The following is a 14,312-nucleotide window of genomic DNA, read 5'->3' on the forward strand; positions in this document are numbered from 1 at the left end:
CGACCCCCATGCGACCCGTCATCATCGGCATGTCCTGCGGGACATCCTACCCCGACCCCTCCCGCCTGCTGTTCCTCGGCAAATCGCTCGACTACGGCGAGCAGCGGCTGTCGGCCGCGCTGGCCCGCGCCGGCGCGCTGCCGTTCCTGTTGCCTGTCCTTCCGGACACCTCGCTCCTGGTCGCGCTGGTCGAGCGGGTCGACGCCCTGGTGCTGAGCGGCGGCAGCGACGTCGCCCCCGGGGTCTACGGCGAGGCGCCGCTGCGCCCCGAGTGGGCCGGCGACCCGGCGCGCGACGCCTACGAGCAGGCGCTGCTGGGCGCCGCGCTGGCCCAGGGCAAGCCGGTGCTCGGCGTCTGCCGCGGCGTCCAGCTGCTCAACGCCGCCCTCGGCGGCAGCCTCTACCAGGACATCGGCTTCCAGGTCCCGGGCGCGCTGGTCCACCGCGACGCCGCCCGCTACGACGACAACGAGCACACCGTGCGCCTGCACGAGGAGTCGTGGCTGGCCCCGCTCTACGATGCGCGCGAGATCCTCGTCAACTCGGTGCACCACCAGGCGATCAAGGCGCTCGCGCCCGGCCTTCGCGCGTGCGCCTGGGCGCCCGACGGCATCGTCGAGGCCGCCGCCGACGAGCGCCGCGACATCTACGGCGTGCAGTGGCACCCCGAGTGGCTCGACCCGGGCAGCCCGCACTACGACCGCAGGTCCGCCGGCGACCCGATCTTCGCCGCCTTCATCGCCCGCGTCCGCGTCCGCGCCGGCCTCGCCTGAGCCTCACGGGCACACGCAGCTCAGGTTGTTGCCGACCGGCGGGGCCACGTAGGTCCCCTCGACCTCGCACCCCTCGGGGCAGGCCTCGACGAGCTCGAAGTCGTAGCGGAGCACCGTCGTGCAGGCCGCGCTCGGGACGTTCTCCGCGTCGGGGCACGCCTGCGCGGGCTCCCAGTTCACGCTCGCCTCGACGCTGATCCGGCCCGCCTCCACCAGTTCGATGTCGCCGAGCTCCCCCCGCCAGCCTCCGCACTCGCCCTCGCCCGAGACGATGTGGGCCGCGGGGGCGTAGCGCCCGGGCTCCCCGGCGATCGCCTTGAACTCGTGGGCCGCGACGACGTACGTCCCGAAGCTGTCCGGGCCCCACATCAGCGGCAGGCGAAAGCCATCGGCGGTCATGGTCACGGCCTCCTGGTCCGGGCCGGTATAACGCGGCGCGTCGCAGCCCTCGTCGACCGCGGAGATCTGCACGTCATAGATGCCGCGTATCACCTCGAGGTCGCCCGGCGCCTGGGTGTCGCTCGAGCTGTCGCTGTCACTCCCACTGTCGGTGTCGCTCGCCGACTCGGGGCCGCAAGCGATCGCTACGCTCACCAGAGACATCCACAGATATCGCTTCATGCATGAAGCTTACTCACCGAAAGCCTCGCAGCAAGCGCCGCACCTGCCCGGCTGCACCACCCGCGGCCAGGAATAATTCATCGCGCCAGCGAGTCGCGCCCCACTGGCACACTCTCCCGCCGCGGTCGCCCGTCGTCGCTCGAGTTCAGCCATCGCCCGATGTCGTCACGCTCCGCCTCGGCGACTCATGGCGGGCTGATGTCGTCGCGCTCCTGCCACTTCGACTCGCACCTCACTGGCACAGGCCCCCTCGGCGACTCGCTCGACGCTTCGACTCGCATCTCCGCGAAGGCCAGCTGCTCGCGCTCCGCACCCCGACTCGCCGATGCTTCACGCGGCACATCCTTGCGGCGAGCAGAGGCCGAGGCCGAGGCCGCTCGCTAGCCCAGCTCGCGCGGTCCCTCGCGTTGCCCCGCTCGACCGTGTCGACGTCCTCTGCTCGCCCGCGCGCGGACGCGTCACCTCGTCTCACGGACGTCCGACCCCGTCGATCCGCCGGGCCTGCCCCCTCCAGCCGCTTCACGGCCCCCGGGGTGATCGCCGCTAGTCCGCCCGATCGCCGGGTCGCTAGATCTGCCGCCGCCTTTCCGATAGCCTGCGCGATCATGCGCGCGCGGCCGATCGCTCTGCTCTCGTCCTGCTTCCTCCTCTCCCTCGGCTGCGGCGAGGACCCGCGCCCGGGCGCCGACACCGACACCGGCGCGCAGACCACGATCGACTCCGGCCTCACCCCCGGCTCCGACAGCGACGACGCCACGAGCGCCCCGACCACCGGCGGCGGGAACTCCGGGACAGGTACCACGGGACAGGACCCTACGGGCATGTCCTCCGAGACATCCGCCGACATCACCACCGCCGACCCGCCGGGCACCACCACCGAGGAGCCGACCGGCACCACCGGCGGCGGCGATCCTGTCCCCGGCGCCCTGTGCGAGCCGATCCCGAAGTGTGACGCCGCGCCGCCGACGATCCCCGGCCAGGGCGCCCCGGAGAGCGACCTCTCGCGCGGGCGCGACATGTTCTACGTCGAGGGCGAGCAGCAGTGGGTCCTGGCCAAGTTCACCAAGTGGGGCTTCCCGGCCGACAAGGACATCGAGGGCGGCGCGGTGCACCTGTTCCTCGACCGCGGCTGCGGCGGCGTCTGGGAGGAGCTCGGCGTCGCCATCACCACCGTCGAGGGCGAGCACGCCCCGGTCCAGGGCGTCGACGACTCCGGCGGCCGCGTCTACTACAAGATCTCGCAGTCCGACCAGCTGGAGCCGGGGCGGCACCGCGTGCACGGCGTCGTCGAGGAGTTCTGGAACACCGTCGACATCATCATCGACGTCGTCCCCGCCGGCGCGCCGATCTTCGTCAGCGACGTCGACGGCACCCTCACCACCAGCGAGAACGAGGAGGCGTGGGACTTCCTGCTCGGCGACATCCCCGAGGCCAACCCGTTCGCGGCCGAGGCGCTGAGCCTGCTCGCGTCCAAGGGTTATCGCCCCATGTACCTGACCGCGCGGCCCGAGTGGCTCGACCGGCGCACGCGCGAGTTCGTGGCCCTCCGCGGCTTCCCCGCCGGGATCATCCACACCACGCTCACGTACACCGGCGGCATGGGCGACACCGCCGCGGCCTACAAGTCCGGAGAATTTCAGCTACTCAAGGACAAGGGCCTCGTCCCGACCTGGCTGTTCGGCAACAAGGACAGCGACGCCGAGGCCTTCGAGTCGACCATGATCCCGACCGACCACCGCGTGCTGTTCCAGTTCACCGACGCCGTTTACGGCGCCCGGCGGATCGACAGCTACCAGGAGCTCCTGGCCGAGTTCGAGGCCCTGCCCGACCTGTGTGACCGATGAAAGCCAGCACCTTCCTCGCCCTCGGGGCCGTCAGCCTCGGCCTGTTCGGCTACACCCTCTGTCAGCTCGCCGGGTCCACGCCCGCGAGCGAGCGAGCGGCCGAGGTCACCCGCACGAAGGCCGCCAAGACGGCGAGCGACGCGCCGGGCCGCCGCGACCTCCGCGACGAGCGCGACGCCCGCGACGCCCTCGCCATCGCCCTGCGCAGCCGGCTCGAGCGCGCCCTCGAGGCCCCCGAGGAGCTGCCGCCGCTGCCCCAGCCCAACGATCGCCTCGAGGCCGAGACCGCCTTCGAGGTCGTCATGGAGAAGATCGAGGGCCTGGTCGACAAGGGCGACGCGCTGTCGAAGGGCCGGCGCAAGCGGCTCTACCGCGCCGCCAACGACGCCTTCGCCGCCCTCTCCAACCAGCTCGACGGCCAGAACCCGCACGACCTCGCCGCGCTCGAGCAGGCCCACGTCCGCCTCAAGGTCATGCTGCGCGAGATCGACGCCGGCCCGCCCGGCTCCTGAGCGAAGGGGCATGTCCCTGAGAACATGCCCCTTTCACCCTGTCGCTCACGACATGCCCTTGGGGCCAGGTACCAGCGCCGCCCGCAGCTCAGCCGCCAGCGGCCCGCCGAGGTGGACGTCGTGGCCCGAGTGCGCCAGCGCCACCCCGGCCGCGCGCAGCGAGCGGAGGATGTGCGTATTGGCGACGTCGAGCCCCTGGCTGCGGCGGGACGGGTCGGCCAGGTAGACCAGCAGCGCGAAGCGCAGGCCCGCCGCGGTCGGCCCGCGGAACTGCAGCTCGGCCGGCAGGTCCGGGCGCAGCTCCGGCAGCGCCGCCGCCCCGGGCAGCACGATCGCCCGCAGCTCCTCCGCGGTGCGCCCGAACTCGACCGTGAACTCGCAGGCCAGGCGGACCGCTCGGTCCGGCCCGGCCGACTCGTTGACGATCCGCCAGGTCCCGAGCAGCGCGTTGGGCAGGTTGACCTCGACGCCGTCGTTGGTGAGCACCCGCGTCGAGCGCCAGCCGATGTCGGTGACCCGCCCGCGCAGCCGCTTGTCGACCACGATCACGTCGCCGATCCGCAGCGGCGCGTCGCCGTACAGGAGCACCGCCGAGACCAGGTTGCGCAGCGAGTCCTGGGCCGCGAACCCCAGCACCGCCCCGGCCACCCCGGCCGACACCTGCCACGCGCGCACGTCGAGGCCCCACAGCACCATCACCAGGTACAGGCCGGCCAGCAGCACCACCACGCGCACGAGGAAGTGGACCAGGCCGGTCGCGCGCCCTGCCGCCGGCCCGGCCTGCCCCGCGCTCGTCCGCCGCACCAGCGCCAGCAGCACCTCGTCGGCCACGCGCACCAGCGCGGTCACCCACACCACCACGATCACGGTCCCGAGCACCGCGTCGAAGGTCGCCTGATCGACCAGCTTCAGGCGGTCGCCGGCCCACTCGAGCGCGACCACCACCACGGTCGTCCACACCGGCCGGCGCATCAGCGCCAGCAAGTGCTCGCCGAGGTCGCCCTGCCGGCGCGCGGCCGCCCGCGCCAGCGCCCCCGCGAGCGCGGTGCTGATCGCGTAGCCTATCACCAGCGCCAGGATCAGCCCGCCCGCGGCCTGCAGCTCCGGGCTCGCCAGCAGCTTGTTGAGGTCGAGCTCCTCCACGCGCCCGACGAGCATCACCCGCGCGCCGCGGCCCGTCAACTCCCGGACCGTCACCGGTCCCCTGCGCCGCGGCTACCGACATGCACGTTTGGACATGTCCCAACGTACACGTGAGACCGCCCGCGGCGCGCGGCGGCCTCGCGCGGGCCCCGGCCTGGCGGTCGAGACACATCGCCACGGCACCTCCCGCGGCCACGCTCTCGCGGCCCTCCGGCCGGACCGCCGCGTTTTCGCGCCGGCCCCTCGCGGACGCCGCGTGCTATCGTGGCTGGCGTCGTGCAGCCCCGCGCCGCGCTCTTGGCCGCCGTCGTCCTCGCCTGTCACGAAGACCAGGTCGAGGCCGACCCGCACCCGGTCGAGTACGGCGAGGCCTGCGCCGAGTCCGACTGCGCCCCCGAGATCCCGATGACCGGCCACGCCTCGCCTGCGTTCGCCGAGCTCGACATCGCCATGCGCCAGTTCGTCAAGGCGCGCTGCGTCGGCTCGGGCGTGCTGAGCGTGTCGCTGCGCGGCCGTCGCGTCTACAAACGCGGCTTCGGGCGCATGGTCGGTCCGGCCGCCGCCGACCTCCCCGGTTGCAACGACGGCGCCATGGCCGGGGTCGACCCGTTCCGCCCCGACGCCGCGTTCGTCCAGCCCGACGCCGCCCTGCGGCTCGGCAGCGTCTCCAAGTTCCTGACCGCCGCCATGGCCCGCCGGCTGGTCGCCGCGCGCATCGAGGAACGTGGCCTTTCGGACATGGTCCCGACGCCATCTCACGCCCGGCTCGCCGACCCCGCGCTGGAGCTGCTCCCGCCGGCCCTGCTGGCCGCGCTCGCCGGCACCGGCTGCGGTCCGGTCACCGTCGACGACGTCGCCGCCGGCTGCACGCGCACCTGCGGCGACGCCGGCGTGGACGTCCGCTGGCGCGACGTCACCGTCGGCGACCTGCTCGCCCACACCAGCGGCCTGCCCGGCACGGCCGCCAACTGGGGCGCGCACGTCGTGCCCAACTTCGGGGCCCTGCGCGGCTTCCTCGGCGAGGCCGACTGGGCCGCCGAGGACGCCGCCCTGCGCGCCCGCTACCCCGAGTTCGCCGCCGGCATCGAGCGCACGCGGACCTGGCTCGAAGGCGACGCCGGCGTCGGCGGCCCGGTCTACTTCGTCAGCCGCTACGACCGCCGCGACAACGACCCGCAGCTCGAGTGGCTCGGCGTCTACCTCACCCGCTGCCTCACCCGCGACCCCGAGCGCGCCAGCGACGACGGCGAATTCAAGGGCCCCTACTCCAACACCAACTTCGCCGTCCTCGACAGCGTCGTCGCCCACCTGTCGTCCACCGGCCGTTACGCCGCCGAGGCGGGCCACCCCGAGCAGCACGCCGACTCCGCCCTGGGCCGCTTCCTCGCCGACCTCGACGTCAGCGGCGTCACCAGCGTCGAGGGCATCTTCCGCACCCCCGCGGCAATTGGCTCACCTGCCCTTTCGGACATCCCCGAGCTGCGCGCCTGGGACGGCCGCACCTACCGCCCGCTCGACTGGGAGGACAAGCGCCCGTACTGCGTGTGGCGCGGCGATCGCTGCGATTTCTCGCCGTGGCTGGAGCGCCGGTCGACCCGCCCGCGCTGGGACTTCGCCGGCCTGCCCGAGCGGCTCGACGTCCCGCTCGCCGGCCAGGCGCTCACTGCCGGCACCGGCGCCCTGTCGGCCGAGGCGCCGGCGCTGCTGCGGGTCGTCCACCGCTACGCCCTCGGCGACGACGACATCCTGCAAGGTCGCCCGCGCGACACCTGCGGCGAGGCCTGCGACTTCGTCATGGACAAGGGGGGCGCGCTCGCCGGCGGCAAGGCCTACGCGATCAGCCTGTCCGGAGGGACACGACAGGTCCTGCTGCCCGGCCTCGCGCCCGACGGCCGGCTGTCCGACCTCGGCCCGCGCGTGCACCTCGAGATCGCCGAGCCCGCGGACGTTGACGTCGTCGTCATGGTCGGCCAGAACGACGACGGCCGCGAGGCCGGCAGCGTGCGTTACAGCGACCTCGACGAGATGGTCCGCTTCGGCCTGTCCCGCCTCGACTGGGCCGCAGTCGAGGCCGAGCTGGCCGCCCAGGCCACGCAGGTGGTCGGCCTCGCCGTCGACGCGCGCGGCGACGCGATCTACTGGTGCGCCGACGACCGCTTCACGCTCCGCCGCGGCGACCCGGCCGGCCTCGAGTCGGGCGAGATGCTGGGCCGCGGCCGCTACCGCCTGCCGGCCACCCGGATCGGCGTCGACGTCGTCGCAGTCGCCCGCGCCCTCGACCGCCCCGGCGCGCAGGTCATCGCCTGGTATGACGACGGCCACGTCGGTCGCGGCGAGCCGGGCGACCTCCGCGGCGCCGCGCGGCCCGAGCCCTACCGCCCCGCGCCCGGCCGGACCTATGCCGACCTCGCCGGCGTCGTCGTCACGCAGGCCGGCGAGGCGATCGCCCTCTATCACGACGGCGCCGCCAGCTTCGGCACGATCACCGACCTCGCCGCCCACGGCCACGGCCGCTTCACCGGCCGCGACCCCGCCGCCGTCGACGCGCTCGCCCTCGCCCCCGACGGCCGCCTGTTCATCCTCTACCGCGACGGCAGCGTCGAGGTCGCCGACCTCGCAGCGTTCGAGCGCGCCGAGTGAACGGCGTTGTACGCAGCAGCCCGCGCGACCCCCGAAGTCGAAGTCCAGCCCTCGGCGCCGCGCGCGGGCGCCCGCCGCGAAAGTTTCTCTCCCTCGCAATTTTTCCGGCGGCTGCGGCGACTCCACGCCAGGACGGTGACGCCCATCATGTCCGGCCCTGCGAACACCACCGCGACCGCCTCGCCCCGTGACACGCCTGCCATGGTGGCGCTCGCAACGTGCGGCTCGGGACCCCCTCGACCGGACCCTGGGACCGCCCTATCATCGAAAAGCCGGCCCGCGGCCGGCCGTTTGCATAGGAATAACGCCATGACCCGACGCTGGCTCGACGAAGTGTTCTCTTCACGCCGCGAGCTGCGCCCGGCTCGCGCCCTGCTCTCGCCGACCTGGCTCGGTGCCCTCGCCGTCCTGGCCGTCAACGATCACCTGCTGAAGGGCGCCGGCCTGCTGCCGGGCGTCCTCACCGGCAAGCTGAGCGACTTCGCCGGCATGCTCGTCGCCCCCGCGCTGCTCGCCGCCTTGCTCGGCGTCACCAGCCGCCGCGGCCTGCTCCACTGTCACATCGCCGTCGGCCTGGTGTTCGCCCTCATCAACCTCTCGCCGGCCTGCGCCGACGCCTGGAGCTGGCTGATGGGCCTCGTCGGCTTCCCGTGGACGATCACCGTCGACCCGACCGACCTGCTCGCCCTCCCCGCCCTCGCGCTCGGCTGGCGCGTCCTGGTCCCGGCCATGCGGCCCGCCGCCGCGCCTGTCTCTTCGGTCAGCCTCTCGCGCTGGCCCACCCGCCCCGAGTTCGGGGTCGCCGCGCTCGGCTCCCTGCTGTGCGTCGCCACCAGCGACACCGACGACGGCGGCGAGGGCGACTGGGGCGACGAGGGCGGCCTGCTCTACCAGGACTTCGAGGGCGACGTGTACCTGCACAACAGCCACGCCGAGCAGGACATCGTCGTGCGCGTGCGCGACCTCCTGCCCGACGTCGAGATCGACTGCTTCAACGTCCAGAGCAAGCCCGGCGTCCTGTTCTCCGAGGCCCTGTTCGGCGAGGGCCAGACCTGGTCGATCCCCCCCGGCGCCAACGTCCCCGCGCGCGGCGACGTCGACCGCGTCACCCGCGAGTGTTACGCGGTCCTCGTCTCCAGCGACAGCATCGCGCCCACCGTGCTGTTCTGGAACGCCGATGACGTCTCGCTGCAGTGGATCCCCGGCCAGCACGGCGCCGCGGGCGAGTACCTCGCCGGCGCAGTCGAGCTCACCGCCGACGACGACGGCCGGGCCGCGATCGCCGACTCGCAGCGGCCGATCGTCTTCCCGCAGCGCGACCCCGGCGAGAACGCCTACCTCCCCGGCTCCGACGCCGCGCGCGTGGCGTGGAGCGACCCTCCGAGCGGCGTCCACCGGATCACCGAGCTCGAGCTCGGCAGCGACGGCTGCGCCGCCTTCGACCTCGACGACGGCCTGCTGCCGCGCTTCTACTTCTGCACCCCGCTGACCGAGCTGCCGTTCGAAGCCGGCCAGTACCTCTCGGTCGAGGACCAGGGCGACCTGCTCGTGCTCTCGCGCGCCCCCGACCCCACCGATCCGACCCCCGTCGGCCAGGTGCAGGTGGCCGCCTCGCGCGGCAACAACCTGCCGAGCATCAGCGGCGCCACCGTCGCCGCCAAGCCGGTGTTCGACGCCGAGCTCGGCCCCGAGCTCACCTGCGGCACCGTGGCCCAGCCGCAGGAGTTCAGCGCCGAGTTCGGCGGCGAGATCGTCCGCTTCGAGCCCGGCGACCAGGTCGAGCTCGACGACGGCGCCCACCACCTCACCATCTTCGGCGTCCACGCCGAGCGGCGCGTCATCCTCCTGCCCGAGTGCGCCGAGGGCCCCGACACCCTCGGCGACGACCTCGAGCTGGTCTACGTGTGGACCGGCTCGCAGCAGCAGCCCTGACCTTTCTTACATGTCTTAATCCACAGGAACCAAGAGCCATGTCACGACTCGACCTCCGCCTCGGCCTCTCTCTCCTGCTCCTCGCCCCCGCCTGCGGCGACAGCGGCGCCGCCCAAGACGCGAGCGCCTCGGGCGGCGAAGACGGCGGCAGCCTCGGCGCCGGCCAAGGCGGCGCCCAGGACTTCGGCCAGTTCAAGCAGATCCTCGAGCAGGGCGGCATCCCCGGCCCCGAGACCCTCGACGACGTCGGCTTCTTCAACGAGCACAAGATCGACCTGCCCAAGCCGACCTGCGCCGGCGACGTCTGTCTGCACGGCCTCTACGGCGAGATGGGCAACATGATCTCCGGCACCAACTGCATCACGGTGCTCGTCGGCCTCAACACCGCGATCGACGTCACCAAGCTCGAGCGCCCGCCGCTCAACCTCGCCCTCGTCATCGACAGCAGCGGCTCGATGGAGGGCGAGCCGATGCAGTACGTGCGCGAGGGCCTGCTGCGCATGGTCGACGCCCTCGACCCCAGCGACCGCATCACCCTCGTCGACTTCGACAGCGACGCCGAGGTCAAGGCCGAGTACATCACCGGCGCCGACCCGGCGCTGGTCCAGGCGATCAACAACCTCGAGGCCGACGGCGGCACCAACATCTACGACGGCCTGCGCACCGGCTTCGAGCTCATGGCCGCCCACGCCGACCCCGGCCGGCAGAACCGCGTCGTCTTCCTGTCCGACGGCATGGCCACCGAGGGCATCACCAACGACGCCAAGATCCTCGCCATGGCCAAGGGCTACAGCGAGCAGGGCTACGGCCTTACCACCATCGGCGTCGGCGCCGACTTCGACGTCGCCCTCATGCGCACCCTGTCCGAGCAGGGCAGCGGCGCCTTCTACTTCCTCGAGGACCCCGCCGCCGTCCAGGAGGTGTTCGTCGAGGAGGTCACCGCCTTCCTCGTCCCGCTCGCCGAGGACGTCACGATCACCGCCGACATCGTCGACAACTACATCCTGCGGGCCATCCGCGGCACCAAGCTGGCCACCGTCGAGGGCAACCACGGCGCCATCGAGATCCCCAACCTCCAGCTCGCCCACCGCGAGACCGTCGACGACAACGAGGACGGCCGGCGCGGCGGCGGCGGGGCGATCCTCCTCGAGCTGCTCCCGCGCAGCGGTCAGCCGCGCGTCGCCGACGTCGGCGAGCTCAAGCTGCGCTACCGCCACCCCGTCGACAAGCAGTACGTCGAGGAGGTCGCCGCCATCCAGACCACCGTCGCCCCCGACCAGATCGACCTCGAGCAGGGCGTGTTCGACAACCCCAGCAGCGAGAAGGGGTTCGTCATGCTCAACATCTACGTCGGCTTCGACATGGCAGCCACCCGCGCCGCCCAGGGCGACCTCGCCGGCGCCCTCAACATCCTCGACGGCCTCGACGCCGCCGTCGACGGCTGGCTCGCCGACAACCCCGACTTCGACATCGAAGACGATCTCAAGTACATCCGCATGTTCGCCGACAACCTCGTGGCCAAGGGGGCGAGCGCCGACCCCGACGCGCCCCAGCCCGAGCCCTGGCCGCAGGACTGAGCCGACCTGTCCTCGAGGGAATGTGCATTCGCCGCCGCCGCGCCCCCACGCGGCGCGCGCGAGCGTAGTCGCGCGGTTCGGAGGGCGCTGGCGCGCGAGGTGACACGCGGCCCGCGATCCGGCGACACTCTGGCCTCGCGCCCATGGTCCCCTTCGATCGCCACCGTCTGACCAATCTCGCCTTCGGGCGCAAGCTGATGACCTCGGCCGCCCTGCTCCTGGGCCTCGGGCTGTTCTTCGGCGGCTGGATCGTCAGCGTCCAGCTGACGCGGTGGGAGACCACCACGGTCGCGCTGTTCCAGTGGGGCGAGCGGCTCGAGATCTTGCGCTCGCGCCGCGCCGACGTGTTCTGGGTGCTGTTCCTCGGCCACGCCGCCTCGCTGGCGCTGGTCACCACCGTCTCCGCCTTCCTGCTGCGGAAGGTCGCGCTGGCCCGCGGCGCCCGCAAGGCGCTGATCGGCGGCCTCGTCATCCTCGGCACCCTCGACCTCGTGTGCTGGCTGCTGCTGCCGATGTGGGGCAACGCCTCGGTGCTGCTCGGCGGCGCCATCATCCTCGAGTCGATCCTGCTGCTGTACGTCGCCCTGCACCCGCTGCGGGACATGTGGATCTACCGCCGCTGGAACGGCACGGGCGGCCCGCCGGTGCGCGTCGCCATCGTCGGCGGCGGCTTCGCCGGCCTCTACACCGCGCTGCACCTCGACCGCCGGCTCGGCTACCACAAGGACCTGAAGATCAGCGTCATCGATCGCCGCAACTACTTCCTGTTCCCGCCGCTCCTGCCGAGCGTCGCCGCCGGCTCGATCGAGACCCGCCAGGTCACCTACCCCTTCCGCCGGATCTTCGAGGCCGCCAACGTCAGCTTCAAGAAGGAGAGCGTCGAGGCCATCGACCTCGACAACAAGGTCATCCGCGCCCGCGTCGACGTCGACGACAACCCGGTCACCGGCGAGCCCGAGACCATCTGGTGCGAGACGCACTACGACATCCTCGTCCTCTGCCCCGGCTCCGACACCAACACCTTCAACACGCCGGGGGTCAAGGAGTACGCCTTCTTCATGCGCGAGCTCGGCGACGCGATCGCCGTCCGCAACCACATCATCGACAACTTCGAGCGGGCCGCGCGTGAGACCGACGCCGACCGGCGGCGCGAGCAGCTGACCTTCGTCGTCGTCGGCGCCGGGCCGACCGGCGTCGAGCTGGCGGCCGAGACCCGCGACCTCATCGACCACATCCTGATGAGCCGCTACCCCGAGATCGACCCCGCCGAGGTCAGCGTGGTCATGATCCAGTCCGGCGACCAGATCTTGCCCGGCTGGCACAAGGAGGTCGTCGGCAGCGCCGAGGGTCGCCTGCGCAAGCTGCGGGTCGACCTCCGGCTGGGCCGCCGCGTCGTCCACGTCACCCCGTTCGCGGTCACCCTCGACGAGGGCACCAAGATCGCCACCCGCACCTGTGTGTGGTGCGCCGGGGTCAAGCCTGCGCCGCTGCTGGCCGCGTGCAACCTGCCGCTGCACAAGTCCGGCCGCGTCGAGATCGGCGACGACCTGCGGGTCAAGGGCCGCGACGACGTGTTCGTCCTCGGCGACGCCGCCTTCCTGCTCCACGAGGGCAAGCCCTTGCCGCCGCTCGGCCAGGTCGCGTTCCAGCAGGGCCAGCACGCCGCGACCAACATCGACCTGCTGCTCCGCAAGCAGCCCACCAAGCCCTTCAAGTACTTCAACTTCGGCGCGCTGGTCTCGGTCGGCGACAAGTTCGCGGCCGTCGACCTGTTCGGCGTGCGCATGTCGGGCTTCATCGCCTGGTGGGTGTGGCGCACGCTCTACCTCGCCAAGCTGGTCGGCTTCGGCAACAAGGTCCGCGTCGTCATCGACTGGACCCTCGACCTCATCGTCGAGCGATCGATCTCCCAGATCGCCGCCGACCGGCAGGACTTCTCCGGCAACAAGTTCGCCGACAACGCCCCACTCGCGGCGCGCCCGCGCCCGCAGGACGGCGTGCCTGACGGATTGTCAGCGCCTCCGCCCGCCCGCGTGCCAACCCAACAAGCGCCGGTCGCCCCGACCGCGCCGCCGGCCTGAATTCGCCGTCCTCTGGCGCGAGGAGCCGCTGGCATCGCCCTTGCTCAAGGGCTCGGCATGGTCCTCGCGCGCTCCGCCCTCGCCGTCACTCTGCTCTCCGGCTCGCTCGCCCACGCGGCCGCCCCCGCGGCCAAGCGGCCGGCCCCGACCGCCCCGGACGCGCGCGCCGACGCCGTCGTGGCCGCGCGGATCGTCGTCGAGTACCACGACGTCCGCGCCCTCGCGCGTGTCCTGAAGGACATCTTCGCCGTCCAGCCCGACCGCGGTGCGGTGCGCGCGATCCTCGACGACTCGCGCGACGCCACCCTCGTCGTGTTCGCCACCCCGGCGGGCCACGCCGACGTCCGCCGCGTCCTCGCCGACCTCGTCGCCGGCACTCCCTGAGCCGCCGCCGGCTCGTCCACCCTCTCCGGCCGCCCCGGCGGCCCGCGCCTCGAAACTGACCCGACCCAAAGGACATGTCCCCATGCGCAGCTTCCTCCGCACCCTCGCCTTCCCGATCGCCTGCGCCTTCACCGGCGCCGCCGCGGCCCTCTTCGTCGTCTCGCTGAACCAGGCCCCGGCGCCCGCGTGCCCAGCAGCGCCGACGATCCACATCAAGCACGAGATGGCCCCGCTGGCCCCGCCGCCCCGGCCGACCGTCGCCCCGATCGCCATCATCCATCCGCCGGTCGCCGCGCCCGCCCGTGTCCCGGGCCCGCACCAGCCCCGGCTCGTGGTCCCTGAAGGCGCGGTGCGCTGCACCGAGCCCGGCCGCTGCGTCGTCGACCTCGGCTTCTACCAGACCCTCCGCGACAACCCGTCGCTGCTGGTGAACGAGGCCCACATCCTGCCGTCGATGAGGAACGGCCAGCCGCGCGGCCTCAAGTTCTACGGGATCCGCCCGAGCAGCCTGCCCGGCCTGCTGGGGCTCAAGAACGGCGACCTGCTGACCCGCCTCAACGGCGTCCCGATCGACGGCGAGGGCGGCCCGAGCATCGCCGAGGCGGTGGTCCGGCTCATCCAGGACCGCAACCATCCGATCATCCGCATGGGCATCGAGCGCAAGGGCCAGCCGATGGAGCTAGCGATCGACGTCGCGGCCCTGCAGGACGCCGCGCCCCGGCCCAGGCCGATGCCGAGCTGACCCGCGCGATCGGACATGCTCTCAAGAACATGCTCTCCACGACAGGTGCGTAAGAGCATGTTC

General features: G+C 72.6%; 11 protein-coding genes. 9 read left to right on the plus strand and 2 right to left on the minus strand.

Annotated elements, in window-relative coordinates; all coding sequences use genetic code 11:
• Positions 1-8 precede the first annotated feature (8 nt).
• Positions 9-773, plus strand: a complete 765-nt coding sequence (locus tag OV090_RS39165; protein WP_267709948.1) for a gamma-glutamyl-gamma-aminobutyrate hydrolase family protein — start codon at positions 9-11, stop codon at positions 771-773.
• A 3-nt stretch (positions 774-776) separates the two neighbouring features.
• Here OV090_RS39165 and OV090_RS39170 read toward each other — a convergent pair whose 3' ends face one another.
• Positions 777-1,394 carry a hypothetical protein gene (locus OV090_RS39170; RefSeq protein ID WP_267709949.1) on the minus strand — a complete coding sequence of 206 codons (618 nt, stop codon included), beginning with the start codon at positions 1,392-1,394 and terminating at the stop codon, positions 777-779.
• 605 nt (positions 1,395-1,999) lie between these two features.
• On the opposite strand from OV090_RS39170, the gene OV090_RS39175 reads away from it, so the two are divergent.
• On the plus strand, positions 2,000-3,238 hold the full coding sequence (locus tag OV090_RS39175; protein WP_267709950.1) for a hypothetical protein: 1,239 nt from the start codon (positions 2,000-2,002) through the stop codon (positions 3,236-3,238).
• A complete protein-coding gene (locus tag OV090_RS39180) occupies positions 3,235-3,750 on the plus strand; it encodes a hypothetical protein (RefSeq protein WP_267709951.1) in 516 nt (171 codons plus the stop codon). Before OV090_RS39175 ends, OV090_RS39180 begins: the two co-directional genes overlap by 4 nt.
• Before the next feature lie 45 nt (positions 3,751-3,795).
• Here the strand turns inward: OV090_RS39180 and OV090_RS39185 are convergent, their stop codons facing one another.
• Positions 3,796-4,932 carry a mechanosensitive ion channel family protein gene (locus OV090_RS39185; protein ID WP_267709952.1) on the minus strand — a complete coding sequence of 379 codons (1,137 nt, stop codon included), beginning with the start codon at positions 4,930-4,932 and terminating at the stop codon, positions 3,796-3,798.
• A gap of 237 nt (positions 4,933-5,169) precedes the next feature.
• Here OV090_RS39185 and OV090_RS39190 point away from each other — a divergent pair, with 237 nt between their 5' ends.
• The 6 genes from OV090_RS39190 to OV090_RS39215 all read left to right on the plus strand — a co-directional run bounded on the left by OV090_RS39190 (position 5,170) and on the right by OV090_RS39215 (position 14,249).
• On the plus strand, positions 5,170-7,533 hold the full coding sequence (locus OV090_RS39190; protein WP_267709953.1) for a serine hydrolase: 2,364 nt from the start codon (positions 5,170-5,172) through the stop codon (positions 7,531-7,533).
• A gap of 309 nt (positions 7,534-7,842) precedes the next feature.
• On the plus strand, positions 7,843-9,465 hold the full coding sequence (locus OV090_RS39195; protein WP_267709954.1) for a hypothetical protein: 1,623 nt from the start codon (positions 7,843-7,845) through the stop codon (positions 9,463-9,465).
• A 38-nt stretch (positions 9,466-9,503) separates the two neighbouring features.
• On the plus strand, positions 9,504-11,042 hold the full coding sequence (locus tag OV090_RS39200; protein ID WP_267709955.1) for a VWA domain-containing protein: 1,539 nt from the start codon (positions 9,504-9,506) through the stop codon (positions 11,040-11,042).
• Between the two features lie 143 nt (positions 11,043-11,185).
• Positions 11,186-13,123: an NAD(P)/FAD-dependent oxidoreductase gene (locus OV090_RS39205; protein ID WP_267709956.1), complete on the plus strand. Its 1,938-nt coding sequence runs from the start codon at positions 11,186-11,188 to the stop codon at positions 13,121-13,123.
• A 57-nt stretch (positions 13,124-13,180) separates the two neighbouring features.
• Positions 13,181-13,507 (plus strand): hypothetical protein, encoded by a 327-nt coding sequence (locus OV090_RS39210; protein WP_267709957.1) that lies wholly within the window; start codon positions 13,181-13,183, stop codon positions 13,505-13,507.
• Positions 13,508-13,589: 82 nt separating this feature from the next.
• On the plus strand, positions 13,590-14,249 hold the full coding sequence (locus tag OV090_RS39215) for a hypothetical protein (protein ID WP_267709958.1): 660 nt from the start codon (positions 13,590-13,592) through the stop codon (positions 14,247-14,249).
• The last annotated feature ends 63 nt before the right edge of the window (positions 14,250-14,312 follow it).

Origin of the sequence: Nannocystis sp. RBIL2, from assembly GCF_026626745.1 — a bacterium.
Taxonomy (GTDB): domain Bacteria; phylum Myxococcota_A; class Polyangia; order Nannocystales; family Nannocystaceae; genus Nannocystis.

Bases quoted from the DNA above. Each gene is read 5' to 3' on its own strand.
- OV090_RS39205 (WP_267709956.1), top strand. From the start codon at position 11,186: ATGGTCCCCTTCGATCGCCACCGTCTGACCAATCTCGCCTTCGGGCGC.
- OV090_RS39210 (WP_267709957.1), top strand. From the start codon at position 13,181: ATGGTCCTCGCGCGCTCCGCCCTCGCCGTCACTCTGCTCTCCGGCTCG.
- OV090_RS39215 (WP_267709958.1), top strand. From the start codon at position 13,590: ATGCGCAGCTTCCTCCGCACCCTCGCCTTCCCGATCGCCTGCGCCTTC.
- OV090_RS39175 (WP_267709950.1), top strand. From the start codon at position 2,000: ATGCGCGCGCGGCCGATCGCTCTGCTCTCGTCCTGCTTCCTCCTCTCC.
- OV090_RS39200 (WP_267709955.1), top strand. From the start codon at position 9,504: ATGTCACGACTCGACCTCCGCCTCGGCCTCTCTCTCCTGCTCCTCGCC.
- OV090_RS39195 (WP_267709954.1), top strand. From the start codon at position 7,843: ATGACCCGACGCTGGCTCGACGAAGTGTTCTCTTCACGCCGCGAGCTG.
- OV090_RS39170 (WP_267709949.1), bottom strand. From the start codon at position 1,394: ATGAAGCGATATCTGTGGATGTCTCTGGTGAGCGTAGCGATCGCTTGC.
- OV090_RS39180 (WP_267709951.1), top strand. From the start codon at position 3,235: ATGAAAGCCAGCACCTTCCTCGCCCTCGGGGCCGTCAGCCTCGGCCTG.
- OV090_RS39165 (WP_267709948.1), top strand. From the start codon at position 9: ATGCGACCCGTCATCATCGGCATGTCCTGCGGGACATCCTACCCCGAC.